General features: G+C 70.0%; 20 protein-coding genes. 10 read left to right on the forward strand and 10 right to left on the reverse strand.

Annotated features, from left to right (window positions below):
• Positions 1-247 precede the first annotated feature (247 nt).
• A complete protein-coding gene (locus MOPEL_RS06195) occupies positions 248-1,330 on the forward strand; it encodes a glycosyltransferase family 2 protein (protein ID WP_009482010.1) in 1,083 nt (360 codons plus the stop codon).
• On the opposite strand, the gene MOPEL_RS06200 is transcribed toward MOPEL_RS06195, so the two are convergent.
• The 4 genes from MOPEL_RS06200 to MOPEL_RS15820 form a co-directional block, all read right to left on the reverse strand.
• Complete coding sequence (locus MOPEL_RS06200) at positions 1,245-2,033, reverse strand: glycosyltransferase family 2 protein (RefSeq protein ID WP_009482011.1); 789 nt, start codon at positions 2,031-2,033, stop codon at positions 1,245-1,247. The two genes, MOPEL_RS06195 and MOPEL_RS06200, sit on opposite strands and share 86 nt — an antisense overlap.
• A gap of 433 nt (positions 2,034-2,466) precedes the next feature.
• Positions 2,467-2,613 carry a hypothetical protein gene (locus tag MOPEL_RS17605; RefSeq protein WP_169316288.1) on the reverse strand — a complete coding sequence of 49 codons (147 nt, stop codon included), beginning with the start codon at positions 2,611-2,613 and terminating at the stop codon, positions 2,467-2,469.
• 152 nt (positions 2,614-2,765) lie between these two features.
• Positions 2,766-3,335, reverse strand: coding sequence for a hypothetical protein (locus MOPEL_RS15815; protein ID WP_009482012.1), 570 nt, complete (start codon positions 3,333-3,335; stop codon positions 2,766-2,768).
• Entirely contained in the window at positions 3,323-4,108 is a 786-nt protein-coding gene (locus MOPEL_RS15820; RefSeq protein ID WP_009482013.1) for a DUF4352 domain-containing protein, read from the reverse strand. Before MOPEL_RS15820 ends, MOPEL_RS15815 begins: the two co-directional genes overlap by 13 nt.
• A gap of 202 nt (positions 4,109-4,310) precedes the next feature.
• Between MOPEL_RS15820 and pepT the strand changes: the two genes are divergently transcribed.
• Positions 4,311-5,570, forward strand: a complete 1,260-nt coding sequence (gene pepT, locus MOPEL_RS06215; protein WP_009482014.1) for a peptidase T — start codon at positions 4,311-4,313, stop codon at positions 5,568-5,570.
• Between the two features lie 141 nt (positions 5,571-5,711).
• On the opposite strand, the gene MOPEL_RS06220 is transcribed toward pepT, so the two are convergent.
• On the reverse strand, positions 5,712-7,907 hold the full coding sequence (locus MOPEL_RS06220) for an alpha-amylase family glycosyl hydrolase (RefSeq protein ID WP_009482015.1): 2,196 nt from the start codon (positions 7,905-7,907) through the stop codon (positions 5,712-5,714).
• Positions 7,908-8,089: 182 nt separating this feature from the next.
• Between MOPEL_RS06220 and MOPEL_RS06225 the strand changes: the two genes are divergently transcribed.
• Entirely contained in the window at positions 8,090-9,433 is a 1,344-nt protein-coding gene (locus tag MOPEL_RS06225) for a flagellin N-terminal helical domain-containing protein (RefSeq protein WP_009482016.1), read from the forward strand.
• Between the two features lie 34 nt (positions 9,434-9,467).
• On the opposite strand, the gene MOPEL_RS06230 is transcribed toward MOPEL_RS06225, so the two are convergent.
• The 4 genes from MOPEL_RS06230 to MOPEL_RS06245 are packed head-to-tail and all read right to left on the reverse strand — an operon-like array spanning position 9,468 to position 13,001.
• Complete coding sequence (locus tag MOPEL_RS06230) at positions 9,468-10,181, reverse strand: NTP transferase domain-containing protein (protein WP_009482017.1); 714 nt, start codon at positions 10,179-10,181, stop codon at positions 9,468-9,470.
• Positions 10,157-10,756 carry an HAD family hydrolase gene (locus MOPEL_RS06235; protein ID WP_009482018.1) on the reverse strand — a complete coding sequence of 200 codons (600 nt, stop codon included), beginning with the start codon at positions 10,754-10,756 and terminating at the stop codon, positions 10,157-10,159. Before MOPEL_RS06235 ends, MOPEL_RS06230 begins: the two co-directional genes overlap by 25 nt.
• Positions 10,753-11,493, reverse strand: coding sequence for a class I SAM-dependent methyltransferase (locus MOPEL_RS06240; RefSeq protein ID WP_009482019.1), 741 nt, complete (start codon positions 11,491-11,493; stop codon positions 10,753-10,755). The genes MOPEL_RS06235 and MOPEL_RS06240 overlap by 4 nt, the downstream gene beginning before the upstream one ends.
• Entirely contained in the window at positions 11,490-13,001 is a 1,512-nt protein-coding gene (locus MOPEL_RS06245) for a CDP-glycerol glycerophosphotransferase family protein (protein ID WP_009482020.1), read from the reverse strand. Before MOPEL_RS06245 ends, MOPEL_RS06240 begins: the two co-directional genes overlap by 4 nt.
• 210 nt (positions 13,002-13,211) lie before the next feature.
• Between MOPEL_RS06245 and MOPEL_RS06250 the strand changes: the two genes are divergently transcribed.
• On the forward strand, positions 13,212-14,423 hold the full coding sequence (locus MOPEL_RS06250; protein ID WP_040633182.1) for a glycosyltransferase: 1,212 nt from the start codon (positions 13,212-13,214) through the stop codon (positions 14,421-14,423).
• Positions 14,424-14,451: 28 nt separating this feature from the next.
• Here MOPEL_RS06250 and MOPEL_RS06255 read toward each other — a convergent pair whose 3' ends face one another.
• Positions 14,452-15,516 carry a glycosyltransferase family 2 protein gene (locus tag MOPEL_RS06255; protein WP_141631217.1) on the reverse strand — a complete coding sequence of 355 codons (1,065 nt, stop codon included), beginning with the start codon at positions 15,514-15,516 and terminating at the stop codon, positions 14,452-14,454.
• Positions 15,517-15,701: 185 nt separating this feature from the next.
• Between MOPEL_RS06255 and MOPEL_RS06260 the strand changes: the two genes are divergently transcribed.
• The 6 genes from MOPEL_RS06260 (at position 15,702) to MOPEL_RS06285 (ending at position 20,673) form a co-directional block, all read left to right on the forward strand.
• Entirely contained in the window at positions 15,702-16,214 is a 513-nt protein-coding gene (locus MOPEL_RS06260) for a hypothetical protein (protein WP_009482023.1), read from the forward strand.
• A gap of 11 nt (positions 16,215-16,225) precedes the next feature.
• On the forward strand, positions 16,226-17,488 hold the full coding sequence (locus MOPEL_RS15825) for a glycosyltransferase (RefSeq protein ID WP_009482024.1): 1,263 nt from the start codon (positions 16,226-16,228) through the stop codon (positions 17,486-17,488).
• A gap of 203 nt (positions 17,489-17,691) precedes the next feature.
• Positions 17,692-18,504, forward strand: coding sequence for a flagellin N-terminal helical domain-containing protein (locus MOPEL_RS06270; protein ID WP_009482025.1), 813 nt, complete (start codon positions 17,692-17,694; stop codon positions 18,502-18,504).
• 103 nt (positions 18,505-18,607) lie between these two features.
• Positions 18,608-19,948, forward strand: coding sequence for a flagellar filament capping protein FliD (gene fliD / locus MOPEL_RS06275; protein ID WP_009482026.1), 1,341 nt, complete (start codon positions 18,608-18,610; stop codon positions 19,946-19,948).
• Positions 19,949-19,973: 25 nt separating this feature from the next.
• Positions 19,974-20,363, forward strand: a complete 390-nt coding sequence (gene fliS / locus MOPEL_RS06280) for a flagellar export chaperone FliS (protein ID WP_009482027.1) — start codon at positions 19,974-19,976, stop codon at positions 20,361-20,363.
• Between the two features lie 4 nt (positions 20,364-20,367).
• Positions 20,368-20,673 carry a hypothetical protein gene (locus tag MOPEL_RS06285; protein WP_009482028.1) on the forward strand — a complete coding sequence of 102 codons (306 nt, stop codon included), beginning with the start codon at positions 20,368-20,370 and terminating at the stop codon, positions 20,671-20,673.
• Positions 20,674-20,710 lie beyond the last annotated feature (37 nt).

Here is a 20,710-nt window from a genome sequence, read left to right on the forward strand (position 1 = left end):
GTCTCCCCTCGATCGGCCGCCCGACGTCGTGCTCGCGGTGCGTGCGCCGGTCCGTCCCCCGGACGCGGCGGGGCCAAGCCTAGGGGGCCCTCCGCGTGACCGTGACGCCGCGTCAGGGTGGCCGGAGGGCGGCACGGGTCGGCGTTGCTAGGGTGCGGCGGGGTGCCCGCGGGCCCGAGGCGCACGGCCGCCCCGAGGTGCCACCGCGACCGGGTGGCCCGTCCCGATCCTCCGAAGGAGACGCCGCATGGCCGAATCCCCCTGCACGACACGGACGATCGCGGGCGTCGTGTGCTGCTACACCCTGCGGCGGTGGGACGACATCGTCGCGGCCGTCGAGTCGCTGCTCCACCAGGAGCGCCCCCTCGACGAGGTCGTCGTCGTCGTCGACCACAACGACGACCTCCTCCGGCGCTGCCACGAACGATGGGACGGCCGTGTCCGCATCGTGGAGAACGACGGCCGCCAGGGCCTCGCCGACGGCCGCAACGCAGGGTTGCGGGCGGCACGTTCGGAGATCGTCGCGTTCCTCGACGACGACGCGGTCGCGGCACCCGACTGGTCGGCGCGCCTCCTCGAGTCCTACGCGGTGCAGGTGCCCGGTCACGAGGTCGTCGGCGCGGGCGGGTTCATCGAGACCGACTGGCGTCCCGAGGCTCGGCCCACCTGGTGGCCTCGGGCCTTCGACTGGGTCGTCGGCTGCAGCTACACCGGTCTGCCGACGCGCCGCGCGCCGGTGCGCAACGTCATCGGCGCGAACATGAGCGTACTGCGGGACGTCGCCCTCGAGGCGGGCGGGTTCAACCCCGACATGGGCCGAGTCGGCACGATCCCGCTCGGTGGGGAGGAGACCGACCTCTACATCAGGGCGGCGGCGCTGCGTCCGGGTTCGGTGGTCCTCTACGACCCGGCGGCGCGGGTGCGGCACCACGTGACGGCCGATCGGGCGACGTGGTCGTACTTCCGACGCCGCTGCTACGCGGAGGGGCTCACCAAGGCGGCCTTGTCGCGTCTCACCCGTTCCTCTGCGGCGCTGTCGAGCGAATCGTCCTACGCGATGCGGGTCCTCCCTGTCGAGGCCGTGCGGGGTCTGTGCTCCACCGACCCGCGGCGGGGGCTGGCGGTCGTCGGCGGTCTCGGGGCTACGGCCGCCGGATATGTGCGCGGCCTCGCCGAGAGCTCCCGGGTGGGAAGGTCGTGGCGAGGCCGACGTGGGGCGGACGCGCAGGCGTCCTGGGGCGCGCTCAGGCGGAGAGACGCATCGTCTCCGCGTGGCGGGCAGTGCCGTCGGAGACAGGCTGGGAGTCGGTGCGGCCGAGCTTCTCGGTGACGATCGTCCGCAGTACACGCAGCCCGTCGGAGACGGCGTTGAGGTTGCTCAGGCCGTGGCGGCGGGGACGCTCGACGCTCGGCACCTCGGTGACGTCGAGGCCGGCGCCGACGACGCGGCACGTGAGGAGGGTCTCGATCTCGAACCCGTCGCCCCACACGCGGCTGTCGCGCCCGGGGCGTGCCTCGGTCGTGTGCGGCAGGCGCAGCGCGGGGAGGATGTCGGCCCAGAAGGCGTTGTAGCCGTAGCAGAGGTCGGTGTAGTGCGACCGCAGCATGACGTTGGAGAGCAGGTTGAGGCCGCGGTTGCCGAGCCCACGGATGATCGTGAGGTCCTCGCTGCCACCGCCGGGGCGGCAGCGGGAACCCTTCGCGAAGTCCGCACCGTTCTTGAGGGCGTCGACGAACGCGGGGATCTCGGCGGGGTCGGCGGAGTAGTCGGCGTCGAACATGACGATGATGTCGCCGGTGGCGGCCTCGAAACCACACACGAGGGCGTTGCCCTTGCCCTTACGGGTCTGGCGGACGAGGACGGCGTCGGGGCGCAGGCGGCGCGCGGTGGCGACGGTGTCGTCGGAGGAATGGCCGTCGACGATGACGATCTCCGCGTCGGCGGGGAGCTCGGGCAGGACGAGTTCGAGGTTGCGGGCCTCGTTGAGGGTCGGGATGACGACCGAGATCGTCGGATTGTCGTAGTCGCGCATGGAGGGGTCCTTACGTGTGGAGGGACGGCACGATCGGCCTGTGCCGATCCGCGCCCTTCGCGTATCCCTGGGCGGGCCACTGGGCCGTCGCACCCCCATCGGTGACGTGGCTCCTGCGGCGACAGTCGCGGGCATCGACACATCTCGGCCCTGGGACAGTCGTCCAAGGCCACGACACGACCTTAACGGAATTGGAGAGTGGTTGCCCAGGGAGGGGGTTCAGCGCCGTAGGCTTCGCGGATCCCCTGTGTCCCAATCCGCCCCGTCGGAGGTCGTGCTGTGCCCTCCCGTCTCTGTCGCTGCGGTCATGACCGCGAGGCCCACCGTCACTACCGTCGCGGAACCGACTGCTCGTCGTGCGATTGTCGGCGCTACCGGCCGTCGTGGCGGCTTGGGGCATGAGACGTGACGCCGGGCACCTCCGTGCGCCGCGTCAGGCCGGCGCGGCCTCGGCGGCCTCGATGAACGTGCGGAGCACGCCCGCGTCGGTGCGACGTCGCTGCAGCGAGGCGAACCGATCCTTGGGGTCGCTCCGCGAGGCGTCCGCGTAGCGATCCCTGGTCTCGACGTCCTCGAGCATGTCGTGTCTCCCCTGTGGCGTCGCTCGTCGTCGCCCTTTCCACCGCCCGGCCCTGCCGGTCGTGTCGGAAGACCGTCGCGGCGGAGCTCCTCGTCAGTCGACGGGAGCCGGCCCGTTCGTCGATGCGGCGGGCGATCGAGCCGTCACACCGTCTATTCTCCGTCGTCCAAGACGACGGAGGAGACCTTGCTCTTCGCGGGGATCTCGAAGAGGGCCCAGCCGTCGATGGTGCCGCCGGGCTTGAGGTCGATGTCGAGTGGGAGCGGGCCGTCGAGCGCCGCATCGCCGAGCGGGGTGGAGTCGGAGGCGACGACGCCGACGACGAGCCACAGGAGGCATGCGAGCGGCGCGAGGATCGGTGGGACGAGACCGGCGATCGCCGACCCCTTGTTGGTGGCGCGGCCGCCGGTCGTCCGAAGCAGACCTGGGATGGGCAACCCGAGAGCGATGATCGCGAGCGGCGCCCCCATCAGGCCGAGGACGGGGACGGGACGGACCACGGCGGCGACGATGCCGAGGGCGAGCCCGGCCGTGCCGAGGCCGTTCTCGTGAGGTGCGGTGTGGACGGGTGCAGTGGCCGTGGCTCCTCCTTCGTGGGGGGCGCCGTGGGAGCGGCGCGTCGTCCTCCCCGTCGCCCCGCGGGCGCCGGACGTGAGGACGGATCGCCCGAGATCGATGCGCGGGGTCGATCCGGCGCGGATGGGAACGGTCAGAGGGTCCACTCGGCGTCGTCGAGGACGACGGAGGAGACGGTGGCGTCCGCGGGGACCTCGAAGACGAGCCACCCGTCGACCTTGCTGTCGGGCTTGAGGTCGATCGTGTCGGGCAGCGCCGGGCCACGGTTGGAGGCGACGAGGGGGAAACTCGGGTATCCCTGGCCGTCGCTGCTGTACACCTTGGCGCCGATCCAGCTGATGTTCTCGTACGTGCCCTTGCCGAGGTTCTCGACGGAGACGTGCGCGGCGACGTACTTGTTGCCGGGGCTGGGCACCATCCAGGAGTCCGTGCCCTTGACGGTGGGGGCGAAGTCGTCGACGACGAACGACGCCTTTCCGCTGCTCAGCATGCCGCCGACGACGAGGTCCTCGCCCTTGGGGACCGTGCGGATCGCGGAGGAGCCCGTCTCGGACTCGGTGAACGTGCCGAAGGCGAGGGGCATGACGTCCTCGGTGGAGGCGCCCGTGGGGTCGATGCCGGACAGCATCGCGGCGGAGAACCAGAACGAGGCGAAGCCGAGGGCGGCGACTGAGAGGACGAGGCCGGCGGCGGCGATGCCGAAGTTCGACGCCGCCCCCGAGTGGGCGCGCATGACGCCGAGCAGCGAGAGCACGAGTGCGACGAGCGCGAGCGGCACGCCGAGGAGTCCGATGAGGGGTATGGCGCAGACGAGTGCGCCGATGATGCCGAGGACGAGCCCGGCGATACCGAGGCCGTTGTGATGGTCCTGCGGGACGGGGACTCGGACGGGCGTGGGCCTGTGCGCGACGGTGGTCATGGTGCCTTCTTCCGTGAAGCATGTGGCGACGAGTCCGTTCGTCGCGTCGTTCCCCCATCGGCCTCGGGTGCAGGCGGGTGAGAGGTCCGTCGGCGCGGCCGGGCGCGGTATGCCTCCGGTTGTATGCGGGGCATCGGGCGGACGTCGATGCCAGGTCGCCCCACGGCGTGTGTGGCGTGGCGGTGGCGGTGAGGATGGGGGCATGAGCGTGGACACGCGGCAGCGTCTGGTCGAGCGGTTCCTGCGGTACTCGGCGATCTCGAGTCAGAGCGACGCGTCGGTGACGGCGGTGCCGACGTCGCCGGGGCAGTGGCGGCTCGCGGAGCTGCTGCGCGACGAACTCGCCACGATGGGCGCCTCCGACGTCCACCTGTCGCAGACGGCGTGTGTCACGGCCCGCGTCCCCGCCCGGCTGCCGGAGGGGCACGCCCCGGTGCCGGCGATCGGGTTCTGCGCGCACCTCGACACCGTCGACGTCGACCTCTCGCCGGAGGTCCACGCCCACGTCGTCACGCACGACGGCGGCGACGTCCGCCTCCACCCCGAGCGCGACGCGTGGATCCGCCGCGACGAACACCCCGAACTCGACGCCTACGTCGGCGACGACCTCCTCGTCGGTGACGGCACCAGCGTCCTCGGCGCCGACGACAAGGCCGCGATCGCCGCCGTCATGGAGGCCGTCGTGCGGCTGCTCGCCGACGACCCCCTCGTCCACGGCGACGTGTACGTGGCGTTCGTGCCGGACGAGGAGATCGGGCTGCGTGGGGTGCGCACGCTCGACCTCGCGCGGTTCCCGGTGCGGTACGCGTACACGATCGACTGCTGCGAGGTGGGGGAGCTCGTCGCCGAGACGTTCAACGCGGCCTCCGCCACGGTGCGGATCACGGGCGTGAGCGCGCACCCGATGTCGGCGAAGGGCATCCTCGTCAACCCGGTGCTCGTCGCCCTCGACGTCGTCGCCCGCCTGGACCGCGAGCAGACACCCGAACGCACCGAGGGGCGTGAGGGATTCGTGTGGGTGACCGACCTGCACGGCAACCAGAGCACCGCCGAGATCGACCTGTCGATCCGCGACCACGACCGGAACGGGTTCGCCGCGAAGAAGCGCGCCCTGCTCGCGGCCGTCGAGGAGACCCGGCGGCAGCACCCGCGCGCGGTGATCGAGGTCGAGATCGTCGACGTGTACGGCAACATCGCCGACGCCCTCACCGACGAGAACCGCGTCGCCGTCGACCACCTGCACAAGGCGATGGCGACGCTCGGCGTCGAACCCCGACCGCTCGCCATGCGGGGCGGCACGGACGGGTCGTGGCTCTCGCAGCAGGGCATCCTCACGCCCAACTTCTTCACCGGTGCCCACAACTTCCACGGCCCCGCCGAGTTCCTCCCGCTCTCCTCGTTCGAGAAGAGCCACGCGATGGTGCTCGAGCTCGTCCGTCAGGCCGCCGACGCGGGGGAGTGACGCGGCACGGCGCCGGATACGCCGACGGGCCGGCGCCTCCTGCGGGGGAGATGCCGGCCCGTCGGGCTCGTGCCGGGGCGCCGCGGCTTGGCGCGGCGGCGCGGGGGTGTGGCGCGGCGATGTGATGCCGCGGTGCGCAGGTCAGCGGATCGTCGTGACGGCGCTCGCGGTGCGGGTGCGGCCCGACTCGTCCTTGACCACCACGCGGTACTCCATGCGGGTGCCCGGCCGCAGGTGCGTCGTGTCGTGGAACACCTGGTAGGGGCCGTTGTCGTCGGTGCCGAGCAGCGTCCACGTGGACTGGCCGGCGCGACGGGCGTAGAACGTGGCCTGCACGAACCGGTTGGGCGAGACGTTCGCGGCGACGCGCATGCGGCCGTCCTTGCTCACCGGCCACGTCGATGCCATGCGGACGGCCGGCGCGGTGCGGCGCGTGCCGATGGGGGAGGCGGCGCGGTGCACGGTCGCCGACATGGGCGGCACGGTGACCGTGATGGCGCCGGTCTTGTTCGAGCGGACCGCCGTCGACGTGCCGTGCACGGGCGCGAACCGCTTGCGGGCGTCGTACGTCTGGATCGTCGCCTTCTGCGCGACCGCGCTGTTGTTGACGGCGACGACGTACTCGCGGCGGTCGGCGCCCACGCGCGAGACGGCGAACACGCCCGGCTTCGTGGGGGCCAGGCGCGTGATCTGGGCGCCGTCGGCCAGCGCGGGGTGCTCCTCGCGCAGGGCCGACAGATCGGCGATCTGCCGGTACAGCGGCGCGGACGGGTCGAACCGGTCGCGGGCGCCCGCGGGGCCGGTGAGGTTGGGCTCCTTGGCGTAGAGGTCCGTCTTGGTCGTGAACATGTCCTGGCGGGCGGCCTGGTCGTTGCCGGTGCCGATGAATCCCTGCTCGTCGCCGTAGTACACGACCGGTTGACCGCGGGTGAGGAACATGAGCTCGTTCGCGAGGCGCACGCGGCGGAGCAGGTCGGCGCGGTCGTGCTTCTTCTCCCCCGGGTTGAGCAGGTAGGGCAGTCGGCCCATGTCGTGATTGCCCGTGAACGTCGGCAGGGAGTACGCGTTCGAGTTCGCGTCGGTGTACAGGTCGTCGTTGCGGTAGAACGCGGCCAACCCCGCCGCGGGCCCGCCCGCGACGTACTCCTGCGCGGCCTTCTGGAACCCGAAGTCCAGCGTGGCGGGCAGGGTGCCGCGCGTCGTGTACCGGCTCATCTCGGCCGGGTCCGGGTCGGCGACCTCGCCGAACATGAAGAAGTCCTTCTTGCCCTTGCCCGCGGCGTGCTGGAGCATCCGCGGGGAGAACTGCTGCCAGAACTCCATGTTCACGTGGCGGGTGGTGTCGATGCGGAACCCGTCGATGCCCAGGTCGATCCACGCCGAGTAGATGTCGCCCATGCCCTCGACGACCTCGGGGCGCTCGGTGAACAGGTCGTCCAGGCCGAAGAAGTCGCCGTACAGGGAGTTCTCGCCCTCGAACGTCGTGTTGCCGCGGTTGTGGTACATCGTCGGGTCGTTGAGCCAGGCCGGGACCTTGACGGTCTTGTCCGCCTCGGTCGCGAACGTCGGTGTGAGCGGGAACGACGTCGTGCGGTCCAGCTTGGGGAACAGCGACGTGCCGGCGTAGTCGCGGTCGTCGAACACGCGGCCCGAGGCATCCCGGTAGGGGGCCTTCGCCTTGGGCGCGTAGTCGTACCGGTTCTCCTCGTACGTGATGACGTCGGCCGTGTGGTTGGTGATGATGTCGAAATAGACCTTCATCCCCTTGGCGTGCGCGTCGGCGATGAGGGCCTTCATCTCGGCGTTCGTGCCGAAGTGCGGGTCGATCTGCGTGAAGTCCGTGACCCAGTAGCCGTGGTAGCCCGCGCTCTCCTGCTCGGCCGGGCCCTGGACGGGCTTGTTCTTGAACGACGGCGTCAGCCAGATGGCCGTCGTGCCCATGCCTTTGATGTAGTCCAGCTTGCCGCGCAGACCCGCCAGGTCACCGCCGTGGAAGAACCCCTTGTGCGACGGGTCGAACCCCGTCTTCAGGCGGTCGCCGCGGAGGCCGCCCCTGTCGTTGCGGGTGTCGCCGTTGGCGAACCGGTCCGCCATGACGAAGTAGAACCGTTCCCGCGTCGGCCCGTTGCGCAGCGACTCACGAGGGGTGGGATCGACGCCGTCCTGTGTCGTGCCGCGCGGCGCGGCCGGGGTCGGGGCGGGCGTCGCGGTGGGCTTCGGTGCGGTGGCGGGCTTCGGCGCCGCGGTCGGGGCGGATGCCGCCGACGCGACGGGGGCACCCACGAGCGAGCACGTGAGTGCCACCGCGGCGGCCATGGTGAGGGTTCGACGAGACACGACAGCTCCCTTGCTGCAGTAGTGAATTCGTCTGCAGCCTACGACCGGGAGAGCCGATGCGGGGCCGAGGCGGAGCGTCGGTGGCCGGTGGGATCGACTGGGGGGTTCGGGCCGGGCGGCCGATGGGGTGGGTGTCGACGTGGGCATCGCCCGGACACCGACCCGAGAGGACGTGAGCCCGCATGCGGATCAACCAGAACGTCGCAGCCATGAACGCCTACCGCCACACCTCGGCGAATCAGGGCGGCGTGGGCAGCGCGATGGAGCGGCTGTCGTCCGGGCTGCGCATCAACCGCGCCGCCGACGACGCGGCCCGGCTCGCGATCTCGGAGGGGATGCGTGCCCAGGCGAACGGCCTCGGGCAGGCCGTCGAGAACATCGGGGCCGGCATCGACCTGCTGCAGACGGCCGAGGGCGACCTCCACGAGACGCACGCCGTGCTCCAGCGCATGCGCACGCTCGCCGTCCAGGCAGCGAACGGCACGAACAGTGCCGAGAACCGGCAGCAGATCCAGGCCGAGATGAACCAGCTCATGGCGCAGATCGACACCATCGCCGACTCCACCCAGTACAACGGGATGCCACTGCTCGACGGCACGTTCGTGAAGAAGGACCTGCAGGTCGGCGCAAACGCGGGCGACACGAAGACGATCACGATCGGGAGTCCGCTCGTGGGGGCGACGCCGGCGCAGGCCCCGGCGTTCGCGCTGTGGAACCTGGACAAGGCGGACGAGCGGGCGAAGTTGCCGAACCCGTTCGTCGTGGAACAGGCCCTTACGACGACGGGCGAGAAGATCCGGGTGAGCGTGCCGCTGGACCCGATGCCCACAGACGCGTCGGAGCTGGCGGCCCGGCTGTCGGCCGATCCGACGTTCAGCGCGGCCTTCGAGGCGACGACCGGCCCCATCGTCGAGGCCGACGGCACGCGCCGGCCCGCCGCGAACCTCATCATCACCGCGAAGGAGAAGGGCGCGGGGGAGGTCCGCGTCCCGAACACGGGCGGCCTGCTCACCAAGACCCGGGGCGGCCGGGACGAGGTGCAGGAGGGAGGATACAGCGGGTATCACGCCGTGGAGCTCCTCGGCGGGCCCATCGACGTGACGACGGAGGCGGGCTCGGAGGTCGTCACCTGGCCGCCCCGCCCCGGCGGGATCGCGCCCGACGGAGAGGGCTTCGGGTCAGCCGACTACGTGCCCAGGGTCGTGCCACCGAGCCCCGGAGGCAGCGACGTCGTGACCCGGTCCTCCGGCGCAGCCGACGCCATCGCCCGCATCGACCGCGCCATCGAACGTGTCAGCCGCGGCCGCGCCGAGATGGGCGCCACCCAGAACGCACTCCAACACGCCGCCCGCTCCAACGGACTCGCGGCCGAGAACCTCGCCCTCTCCGAGAGCCGCATCCGCGACGCCGACATCGCCAAGGAGGTCACTTCGCTGCAACGACACCAGGTGCTGTGCCAGGCCTCGCTGTCGATGCTCGCCCAGGCGAACAAGGTGCCCGAGAGCATCCTGTCGCTGCTGAAGTAACCGGTTTGTTCGGCTACAGGGCGATGCCGCGATCTCAACTGCGCGCGAGACGAACCACGGCCGACTCCACAATCCGTTGAGCCGCCTCGCCTTGCCGTTCAACTCCTTCGAGGGGGTGGTGTGTCAGGGCGTAATCGAGGTCTTCGATCCGGTCGATCTCGTGGCTGACGATGTGTGCCCCCATCAAGGGGAGATCCTTGGAGAGGTGGGCGTACACACTGCCGTTCCCGCCCTCGCAGTAGTGGGCCGGCAGGTAGGCGAGATTGGCCCATTCATAAGGGGTCACGTCCGCGCGGGAGAAGCCGGTAACGGCGTTGCCGACCACGCTCACGTAGACCGCGTCGGCCGTCTTGGCGTCCGTGTAACCGACGAGGGGGCCTTCCGCCTCCGCGGCACGGGCCACGAAGCGCCGGAACGACTCCCGCTCGAAGACGATGTCGGCGTCCATGAACAGGCACGGCGAGGCTAGGTGCCGCGCACCCATCTCGTAGCTGATGAGCGTCGTCGTGCTGGCGTAGGCCGGGTTGCGCACTATCGTCACGTCCGCCCGCAGCGCGAGGGCGTGCTCCACGACGAGTTCTTCTTGGAAGCCGACGACGATTCGGACGTCCGGCACGTCGGCGAGAAGTTCCAGCTGACGGTCGAGGAGCGTGCGGCTACGAAACTCCACGAGACACTTGGGGTGCCCCCGACCGAGCCGGGAGCCGAAGCCGGCAGCGGCGATCACAGCGTGGTCAACAGACGGCACAGTGCCTCCTCGGTGTAGACGGCGTAGTCGCTCGTCTCGTACAGGGACGGGGCGGGTCGGTGCACGCCCCCGAAGGCCACACGCACGTGCGCCTCCTCGAACATCGGGATGTCGTTCACGCTGTCACCCACGCTCACGACGCGCTCATAGCGGGGGAGGAGGGTACGAACAGGCTCGGACTTGTTGAGCACCGATGCCACGTTGAGGAGTGTGTCCCCCTGCGCCTTCGCGACGGAGGTGAAACTCCGGCAACCGAGCCGATCGAGGATGGGCGCCACCCAGACGTCGAGGTTGCCCGTGACGACATAGCAGTCGTCGGGGCGGGCCTGGATGAACTCCACGAGGTGCTCCGCCAGCTGCACCCGCTGCACGATCCGTCGCACCTCCGAGATCGGGACCGCGCGAAGGATGGCACACCGCAACCGGAAGGAGTCCTCGAAATCGATCGCACCGCTCAACGTGAGCTCGGTGAGGGTGAGCATCTCCCGCTCCAGGTCGAGCTCCGCCGCGATGATGGGCAGGATCTCCTCCCGGGTGATCGTTCCGTCGAGGTCGAACGCGAACGCGGTGGTCACTCGGTCCGCTCCCACACGTAGAAGCGTTGGCGGGTCTCGGCACGGTTGTTGAGTGCCGCCTCGTAGAGGTCGTCCTGCGCCGCCAGGCGGAACCCCCGGGACACGAAAGCGTCCCCGAAGAGGTCGAGGAGTTCATCAGCCGTGCGATAGATGGCCGAGTACTCGGTCTGCATCTCGGCCGAGTAGATGCCGTCGAGTGTCAACCGCTCGACCAGTGCGGTGGGCTCGCGCAGCACCACACGGCACGCCGCCGCCGCGCCGGAGGCGAGCGCGCTCGCGAGGTTCCGCACGACGTCGTCGTTCAGGTAGATGAGGGCGCCACAGACCAGCACCTTCGTGGGGGCACCTCTCTCACGGACATCGGCCTCGGTCAGGTTGGAGACGTCCGCAACGTCGAAGACTCCACGGGGCTCGGACTCTCGGGCGGCGGCGAGCAGTCCTTCCGCGAAATCGATGCCCCGGTAGGCCGCGCCGCGATCGATGAGGGGAGTGGCCCACCGGCCCACACCGCAAGCGACGTCAAGCACGCGATCGTGCGGGCCCGCGTCGATCATGCAGAGCAGGCGGTCCTTCTCGGCCCGGTCGCGAGCCTCGGCGAGTGTCGGGTCATGATCCTGGTAAAGCACCGCGGTAAGGGGGTGGTCTGTCGCCAGACGTGTCTCCCGGTTGGTGAAGAAGGAGCGGACGTGGCTGGGGTCGAGCTCCACGGCTTCGCCGCTAATTCGCTTCCCGGTCATGGGGTCTCCTTGATCATGTCGACGATGTCCGACGCGATGCGTTGGGCGGATTTCCCGTCGAGGTGGGCGAAGTGGCGTTCGAGGACGAGCCGCCGCCGCGGGCCGTCATGGTCTTGGCCGGTGCGCACGCGTTCGAGGAAGTCCTCCACCGCGGGCCAGTCGAGGGCGAGCGGCCCCTCGAACAGGTACTGCGCGTCGCGGTTGACTCCGTGGCTCTCCGAACGGTGGAGGTACAGGACGGGTTTGCCGGTCGCGAGGTATTCGGGGATGAGGCTGCTCAGATCGCTCACCATGGCGTGCGAGGCCGCGAACGACTGCATGTAGTCGGGCTCCTCATCGACCTGCATGTTCGGAAGCGCCCGGGCCGTGTCCAGCACGGAGTGAACGAACCTTTCGTAGTCACCGCCGACGACAGATGCGTCGCGGAGAATCCGGAAGTGCGGGCGCAAGATGAGCGTCAGGTCCTCGTGTTCAGCGGCGTAGGTGAGGAACCTCTCCGCGTAGGTGAGGAAGGTCGACCAGCCGTCGGGCTCCACGCTGAAATGGGGATTCCACAGCACGGTCGGGGTTCCCGCAGGCTCCGTGGAGGCGCGCAGCATGCTCCGGTCGAATTTCGGTACCCCAAGCACGCGGACGTGGTCGGCGCCGCTGGAACAGAACTCGGCGAACATCTGCCGCTGCGTCTCCGAGCGGGCGTAGATACGACTGGCCAGACGGTGCATCGGGAGGTCGTAGGCGTAGGACTCCCCATCGGAGCCACCACCGACGTTGGTGCCGTAGGGGATGTACGCGATGCGTACACCGGCCTGGGCCACCGTCACCGCCTGGGCGGGTTCAGGGCGCAAGCCGTCCCACGGGTCGTAGAAGAACACCGCGGACAAGGGGCCGCCGACGTCGTTCAGCTGTCGGCTCAACCAGTCCAGGTCACGTGGTGGGTAACCGAGCTGCCCGATAAAACCGGCGGTGTCGGTGGCGCGATTCTCGTGCTCGCTCGGTACTGCGACGATCTCGACGTCCGCGTCGGCGCGCTCGGCCAGGTTCGCGACGACCTCCGCGACGGCACCCCAGGTGGCCTGCACCTGGGCCACGATGACGATGAGCGGCCGCTGTCCCGGTCTGCGGGCCGCGTCACGGGTGGAGATGGCGGCGTTTCGGGCGCGCAGGAGCTCCTGCCCCGCCCCGGCGGCCCCCCGGGCGGCGGCTCTCAGCACGGCCAGCACGGCATCCGCGGCTGCGGCGGGGCTCGTGCCGGGGCGGATCCATGGCTCGTCCGCGGCCTGCGTCACCTCGTGTGCGTCGAGCAGGTTGAGCGTCGGGAGAGGCCGTCCTGCGGCCAGGCGCGCACACGCCTGCACGACCGCGTCCACGACAGGCTCGGTCAGCTCCTGTGTCCGCGTGCCCAGGAAGAGCGTGTCAGCGGGTTTGGTCACCCGCAGGGCGGTCGCGAGAAGTAGCTCCGAGGCGGGGTCTCCGGGCGCGATGTCGAGGAAGAGGCGGGCTGCAGGCACGGTGACCTATCGGCCCCGAGGCACGGGGAATGAGCGCGCCCCCAAGCGAAGGACGTGGCAGACAGGGGAGTTGGCCTCGGGAAGGGCGCCCAGGTCGCGCATGTGCCGGCCTCGGGAACACCTGGACGACGCCGATAGGGCCTTGGACCCGGCGAGGAGAGGAACACCATGACTGCGGAGGACCGAACGCGGCCGGCTGCGGCCGAGGGGTTGCTCGACGCCTGCCTGATCGTCAAGAACGAGGAGGCGGCCCTCCCCGCCTGTCTGGACTCGCTCCGCGCTCTGGGCGAGTTCGTCCACGCGATCCACGTGTACGACACGGGGTCGACGGACGACACCGTGCGCATCGCGCGAGACGCCGGATGCCGCGTGGTCGAGGGGTATTGGGAGGGCGACTTCTCCCGGGCGCGTAACGAGTCCCTCGCCATGTCGGACGCCGAGTGGGTGCTCATCATCGACGCGGACGAACGCGTGATCGCCGACCCGCGGGCGGTGGGACGCATCCTGCGCAGCCGGGACGACGTCGACGTCTACAACGCTTCGCTGACGCACGTGGACGAACACGACCAACCGATCGGCACGTCCTCGTACGGCGCCGTTCTTCGGCGCGAGCGCGTGACCTACCAGGGGCGGATCCACGAGGTGGCCGCGCGCCGAGACGGGTCGCCGACCAGGACGGCAGACCTGGCCGAGCGTGAGCTGACGTTTCTGCACAGCGGGTACGCGACGCCGCAGATCCGTGCGCAGAAGGCCGAGCGCAACGCGCGCGTGGCCCGCGAGGAACTGACCGAGGCGCTCGCCGGTGGAGACGCGGAGCGGATCGCCGAGGCGAAGTACCACCTGGCCCGGTCCGTCCTGCGCACCACGCCCCAGGACGCCGAATCGATGCAGCTCCTGCAGCAGTCGTTCCAGGAGTTCCCTCCCGGGGCCGTCGGGCGCGACCGCGCGCTGGCGGTGCTCGTCCCCGAACTGCTCGCGAGCGGCGACGCGGATGCGGCCACGTCCCTGGTGGGGGCACACCTGCGCGGCGGCGGATCCGCCGTGCACGGACGATTCCTGGTGGCGAGGATCGCCGCTGCGCGGAGTGACTGGCCGGCGGTCCTGCGGGCGCTGGAACCGCTGCCGGACGAGGGCGACCCCGAGCATGAGGTCGACCCCCGGCGGGTGCTCGACCTGCGGATGGAAGCGCTCGACGCACTGGGGCGCCCCGACGAGGCGCTCGTGTGTTCGCTGCTGCTCATCGCGCGCTGGGGCGAGGTCGCGTGGGTGCCGGATCTGCTGGCGCGGGTCGCGGGCCAGGAGGCCGTCGTGGTCGCCGAACTGCTGCGCTCGGCGCATGGTCCCGATGTCGAGGCGGCCGTCGTGCGTGCCCGCCTGCGAGCCGAGGGTGATTACGGGGAGCAGGTCGCCGCCCTGCTGTGAGGCGGCGCGGCGTCGAGCTCGACCGTCGTCAACGGCGCAATTCGTCGGCGCGCTTCGTCCAGAATCGCGCGCCCTCCTCGTCGCCCAACCCCGTGCTGAGTGCGGCGAGGTTGGTGGCCGCGAGGTGGCCACCGCAGCCGGGAGTGTGGTCGCGCCCGTCGGTGGGGTCGCCCACCTCCAGGCAGGTCAGCCACGCCCGGCGTGCCATCTGGAGGAACGCCGCGTGCTTCTGCGGGTGCACGCCCGCCAGGTCGACGAACAGGTTTCCGGCGGCCAGCAGCACCTCGGCGGAGACGTCCGGGCTGCGAAGGATCTCCTGCGCCGACCGCAGCGCGTCGGCGTGCCGGCCTTCACGTTCCAGCGAGAAGAGCAGGCGGGCCCGCAGCTCGTCCCGCCACGGGGTGCTGTCGGTGATGCCAGGCAGGGCCTGCTCGTAAGCCGCGCAGGCGCCCGCGAAGTCGCCCGCGATCTGACGCTCCCTGCCCACCTGGAAGAGCAGGTACGGATTGCCGGGATCGTCGTTGAGCGACCGCAGCAGCAGGCGCTCGTTGCGGCCCTGCTTGCGGCGGGACTGCTCGGGCAGGTAGCCGTCGTGGCGCAGCACCACCCCGGGCACGGGCTCGGTCTGTGCGTAGCCCTGCGGCTGCTCGTGCACTCGGCCCACGTAACGGCACGACCGCGGGAGCAGCCGCACCGATTCGGTGTGGGAGGTGACCTGCCTGCCCTCCGACTCCGTCTCGCTGGCGACGGTGACGAGGCCGGCCGTCCCCGGAGTCGCGGCAGCCGTCCAACGACGCAGGGTGTCGGCGTCGTCCGCCTCGATCCACTCATCGGCGTCGAGGATGAGCACGAGGTCGCCGGTGCAACGCTCGATGGTCGCGTTGCGGGCGACGGAGAAGTCTTCGGGCCATTCAAAGGACTCGACGCGGGCGCCGTGCTCCCGGGCCAGGCGGGGCGTCGCGTCGACCGACCCGGTGTCGAGCACGACCATCTCATCCACCAGCGGCCGCGCACTGTCGAGCGCGCGGGCGACGCACCGCTCCTCGTCACGGACGATCATCGCCAGGGATAGTCGCGGCGATCGGTCGCTCATGGGGGAGTCCCTTCGGTGGCGCAGCTGGGGGTCGATCACCTGCCCATCGTTCGTCCGCAGGCCGTTCTGAGCCTGCGCGAACACATCCGCCGGCACGAGCGCCCCTCAGCCGCACCGGAAGTACGCCGATGAGGGATGCGGGCCACCCGGTCCCGGACCCATCCCTGCCCAGAGAGAAGACCCACGTGAGCGACCAGAACTTCTCCGACCTCGACGCCCTGCTCGACCAGCTCGACGAGGTGACCGCCCCCGCGGGCGCACCCGGCGCCCCCGCGCGGCTGATCGTCGCGACCGACTGGTCCAAGGCGGCGGCGCCCCTCGCGGTGCTGCGCGCGTTCCGCTCGATCATCGCCGCGCCCATGCCGGTGCAGCTTGCGTTCGCCGTGCCCCACGAGCCGAGCGAGGCCGACGCCCAGTGCGTGCAGGTACTGCTCGAGGGTCTCGGGCAGGCGGAGGACGGCGCGCCCGACGCGCTCGCCGGCCTGGAGGTCGTGTCCTTCGAGGAGGCCGCCGCCCAGCCGTACGATTCCGCGGTGGTGCCCACCGGCGACCCGGAGGAGCTTCTCATCCAGGTGGCCGGCCTCATCGTGCGGATGCACGACTTGACGCGCCGGCTCGACCGGGCGGTCTCGGACGACACGGTCAACCGGGGCGACGGCGTGGCGCTCAAGGACCGCCTCGACCGTTTCGCGGCCTGACGGGAACCGCCGTGGAGCCGCTCGTCACCCCCGTGATGATCGTCCGGGACGAGGAGCACTACCTGCCGGGCGCGCTGGAGTCCCTGCGTGCCGCGGGTCCGGTGTTGGCCGCTCCGTGCGTCTACGACACCGGCTCGGTCGACACGACGCGGGAGATCGCCGCCGCGGCCGGCGCCACGGTGCAACAGGGGTACTGGGACGACGACTTCGCGCGCGCCCGCAACGCCTCCATCGCGATGGCTGATACTGCCTGGATCCTGTGGATCGACGCCGACGAGCTTCTCGTCACCGATGGGGCCCTCCTTCGTCGGGCCGTCGAGCTGGCCGACGCCGAGGGAATGGACGCCCTCGTCATCGAGGTGGACGACGTTCGAAACGGCTCCGTCGTGAACACCGCGCCGAGCATGCGGCTCTTCCGTCCGGCGGTGGCGGGGTTCCGCAACCGCATCCACGAGAGCGTGCACCGGATCGGCGGGGGCAAGCTGCAGGTCGGCCGGCTCCCCTGCGAGGCCGTCCGCATCGAGCACCTGAGCTACGGAGCGACGGAGAAGGCCGAGGTGCGCGCCGAACGTAACCTGCGCATCGCGGAACTCGAGGTCGAGGCGCGGCGGGCAGGATCGGATCTCGACCTGCTGTGCGAGGCCCTCGTCAATCGCGGACGCTCCCGCGCACTGAACGGAGACGACGAGGGCGCCGAGGTCGACCTGCGGGAGGCGCGCAGCCTGGGATCCACCGGCTCGTTCGCCCTCTACGCGGGGGAGCTGCTCGCCGACCGCTACATAGAACAGGAACGGATCGCGGAGGCCACCGCGCTGCTCCGGGACCTGCGCGCCGAGGGGGCGGACCCCTCCCTGCTGGCATGGCTCACGGCGCAGGCGTTCGCGAAGGCCGGCCGACCCGACGCGGTTGTGCGGTGCCTCGCCCAGGTCACGCCTCCGCATACTGCCCTGGGGGAGGCCCTGAGCGTGGCCCCCGTGCTGCAGGCCCGGATGCTCGCCGCCGCCGAGGTGGGGGAGACCGAGGTGGCGCTGGGTGACGCGGTCGAACTCATCGCCCGGCACGGGGTGTACGGCTTCGCCCGCCTGGCCCTCCTGCTGTGGGGCGACCGCCCCGCGGAGGGTCTGGCGGATCGCATGGCGGGAGCGTCGCAAGCACATCTGGAGCAGGTGGCGGAAGAATTTTCCGGACTCGGTGAGGCCGGCCAGGTGGTGGCGAAGCGCCTGAGTCGTTGCAGCGCAGTGGAACCTGTGGAGGGCCCTAGTGCCGGGGGCTGACCTGGGCCGACGCGGTCGAGAAACTTCTTCGGAAACGACTCATGGCCGAGACGCCCAGGCCGATGAGCTGAGTGTCCGGGGGGCAAGAAACCCCGGGTAAGCCTGGGGAAACCTTCCCCGGACATTCGATCCGCTCATGTCGAGCGGATCTCGGTACCACCACGGACGGTGGGCCGGACCCCATTCCACGAAGGAGCTTCATCATGGGTCTTCAGATCAACACCAACGTCGCCGCCCTCAACGCCTACCGCAACCTCACGGGTACGCAGGGCGCCCAGCAGACCTCCCTGGAGCGTCTGTCCTCGGGTCTGCGCATCAACCGCGCTGCGGACGACGCCGCTGGTCTCGCGATCTCGGAGAACCTGCGCAGCCAGGTCAACGGCCTCAACCAGGCCACGTCCAATGCGCAGGACGGTATCAGCATGGTTCAGACCGCTGAAGGCGCGATGAACGAGGTCCACTCCATGTTGCAGCGCGTCCGGACCCTCTCGGTCCAGGCCGCCAACGGCACGAACAGCGCCAGCAACCGCGAGCAGATCCAGGCCGAGATCAAGCAGCTCGGTGACGAGATCGGCGCGATCGCTTCCCGCACCAACTTCAACGGCACGCAGCTGCTCAAGGGCGGCACGATGACGCTGCAGGTCGGCGCGGGCAAGGACGACCAGCTGTCCTTCTCCCTCGGTTCGCTCGACGACGTGGCGACTGCGGTCAAGGCCCTGGACGTGACGGCGGCCGATGGCGCCAAGACGGCCATCGAGTCCATCGACACCCAGATCGGTGCTGTCTCCAAGTCGCGCTCCAACCTCGGTGCGGTCCAGAACCGCCTCGAGCACACCATCAAGAACCTCTCGGTCTCCGCGGAGAACCTCGCCGCCTCCGAGAGCCGCATCCGCGACACCGACATGGCGAAGGAGATGACGAGCTTCACCCGCTCGCAGATCCTCTCGCAGGCCGGTACCGCGATGCTGTCGCAGGCCAACCAGAGCACGCAGGGTGTCCTGCGCCTCCTGGGCTGATCCTGACAACCGGATAAGTCGCTAGACCCCGAGGGGGCGTGGGCATCTCGCCCACGCCCCCTCGTGGGTTTGCGGCGCCACCTCCACGGAAGGAGAAGCAGTCATGGGTATGTCAGTTTCAGGATTGGGCAGCGGGATCGACACCGCGTCGATGGTGCAGCAGCTCATGCAGGTCGAGCGCCAAGCGGGCAAGGGGCTCACGACGGCCAAGGCTGCCGCGCAGTCGACCGTCAACGTGCTCACCACGCTCAATGGGCAGATGAAGTCCCTCGGTGATCTGGCCAAGACGTTCAAGCCCGACACGGTCACGGGTGCCTCGGTGTTCACCGGGGTCACGGCGGCGTCCACCAACAAGGACGTGGCCACGGCCACCGCCACCGACAAGGCCGCGGCCGGCTCCCTCACGTTCACCGTGAGGAGCATCGCCCAGGCCGGCTCGGGTGCGTTCGACACGACGTTCAAGGCCGACCAGAACGTCAGCGACTCCGACTTCTCGCTGAAGATCGGATCCGGGGACAAGTCGGCCGACATCACAGTCAAGGCGGGGATGAAGATCGGCGACGTCGCCGCTCTCATCAACCAGAGCGACGCAGGTGTGAAGGCGACGACCGTGCAGGTCGCGCCCAACACCTACAAGCTGCAGATCACCTCGGCGACCTCGGGCGCGCAGAGCGGCGTCAACGTCGTCGGGGACACCGGCGCGCCCACCGCGGCGTCGATCCTGGGCGGCTTCAAGCAGCTCACCGAGCCGCGGGACACCGTCCTGCAGGTCGGGGACGAGGGCACGGGCTACCAGGTCACGTCGAACACGCGCGACGTCAAGGACGTCATCCCCGGCGTGACCATCTCGCCCGTCAAGGTGGATGCCAACCCCGTGACGATCGACCTCAACGCCGACGTCGACGGCATGGCCTCCAAGATGGAGGCCTTCGTCAAGGCCGCCAACGACGCCATGGGCACGATCACCAACAACAGCAAATGGGACTCCGACAAGAAGGTCGGCGGTCCGCTGTTGGGTGATTCGCTCACCCGAGGTCTGCGCGACCAGCTGCAGAACGCCTTCACCGGTTCGGCCACGGCGCTGCCGGCGACGCTCGGCATCAGCATCGAGCGCGACGGCACCTTGAAGTTCGACAAGACGAAGTTCACGGCGAACTACAAGAACGACCCCGACGCCGTGACCAAGGCCGCCGGGGAAATCTCCTCCACTGTCGAGAACGTCAGTAAGCAGGCGACGAGTGCTGCCGATGGGGCGTTGACGAACCGCATCGAGTCGGAACGGTCCTCCATGAAGGACTACACGACTCAGCTTTCCAAGTTCGAGGACCGCATGGCCCTTCGCGAGTCGACCCTGAAGCAGCAGTTCAGCGCCATGGAGTCGATGCTCTCCAAGATGCAGGCGCAGGGCAACTGGCTCAACGGCCAGCTCGCCGGCCTCATGTGATCCACCCTGAGAGAAGGACACACGCATGACCGCTCAGACCCACCTCCGCAACCGGTACGCCCGTGAGGCCGTGACCACCGCGTCGCCCGCGAAGCTCGTGACGATGCTCTACGACCGGCTCCTCAAGGACCTCCACGACGCGGAGGCGGGTCTGGGCGCGCGGGACATCCAGGGCACCCACAACGCCCTCACCCACGCGCAGGAGATCGTCCGTGAGTTCCACTCCACGCTCGACACCTCGGTGTGGGCGGAGGGGGAGAACCTCAAGCGCATCTACGAGTGGTCTCTCGAGATGCTCCTGGCCGCGAACATGGAGAAGAACCTCCAGCGCGTCGTCGACGTGCGCGAGGTGCTCGAGCCTCTGAGCGACGCCTGGCACCAGGTGGCCGACCAGGGCCACAACGGCGAACGGTGACGACATGAGCCGCGCCGCCTGGGAGCAGGCCCTCACCCGGATGGAGGATGAACTCGACGCCCACGAGGAGTCCGTTCGCCTCGGTGATGCCGGCGTCGTCCCCGCCTGGGAACCCCCCACAGATCTCGGCGCATTGCCCCCAGAGCTCGGAGACCGCGTCACCCACCTCATCAACCGCATCGAACTGCTCAGCACCTTCGTGCAGTACGCGATGCGGTCGGCCGAGAACGACCTCGCCCACCTCGACCGCCGACACGGGCGGAGCGGCACCGCCAGCGCCGTCGCCCTCTACCTCGACAGCTCCGTCTGATCCTCCTCCCCTCCGTCGAGCGCACGACACGGCCCTC

The sequence above is a fragment of the Mobilicoccus pelagius NBRC 104925 genome (genome assembly GCF_000247995.1).
Lineage (GTDB): Bacteria > Actinomycetota > Actinomycetes > Actinomycetales > Dermatophilaceae > Mobilicoccus > Mobilicoccus pelagius.

Excerpts from the sequence above, each read along its gene's own strand:
- fliS (WP_009482027.1), top strand. The coding sequence starts at position 19,974 with ATGACCGCTCAGACCCACCTCCGCAACCGGTACGCCCGTGAGGCCGTG.
- pepT (WP_009482014.1), top strand. The coding sequence starts at position 4,311 with ATGAGCGTGGACACGCGGCAGCGTCTGGTCGAGCGGTTCCTGCGGTAC.
- MOPEL_RS15820 (WP_009482013.1), bottom strand. The coding sequence starts at position 4,108 with ATGACCACCGTCGCGCACAGGCCCACGCCCGTCCGAGTCCCCGTCCCG.
- MOPEL_RS06270 (WP_009482025.1), top strand. The coding sequence starts at position 17,692 with ATGGGTCTTCAGATCAACACCAACGTCGCCGCCCTCAACGCCTACCGC.
- MOPEL_RS17605 (WP_169316288.1), bottom strand. The coding sequence starts at position 2,613 with ATGCTCGAGGACGTCGAGACCAGGGATCGCTACGCGGACGCCTCGCGG.
- MOPEL_RS06200 (WP_009482011.1), bottom strand. The coding sequence starts at position 2,033 with ATGCGCGACTACGACAATCCGACGATCTCGGTCGTCATCCCGACCCTC.
- MOPEL_RS06225 (WP_009482016.1), top strand. The coding sequence starts at position 8,090 with ATGCGGATCAACCAGAACGTCGCAGCCATGAACGCCTACCGCCACACC.
- MOPEL_RS06195 (WP_009482010.1), top strand. The coding sequence starts at position 248 with ATGGCCGAATCCCCCTGCACGACACGGACGATCGCGGGCGTCGTGTGC.
- MOPEL_RS06285 (WP_009482028.1), top strand. The coding sequence starts at position 20,368 with ATGAGCCGCGCCGCCTGGGAGCAGGCCCTCACCCGGATGGAGGATGAA.
- fliD (WP_009482026.1), top strand. The coding sequence starts at position 18,608 with ATGGGTATGTCAGTTTCAGGATTGGGCAGCGGGATCGACACCGCGTCG.
- MOPEL_RS06240 (WP_009482019.1), bottom strand. The coding sequence starts at position 11,493 with ATGACCGGGAAGCGAATTAGCGGCGAAGCCGTGGAGCTCGACCCCAGC.
- MOPEL_RS06255 (WP_141631217.1), bottom strand. The coding sequence starts at position 15,516 with ATGAGCGACCGATCGCCGCGACTATCCCTGGCGATGATCGTCCGTGAC.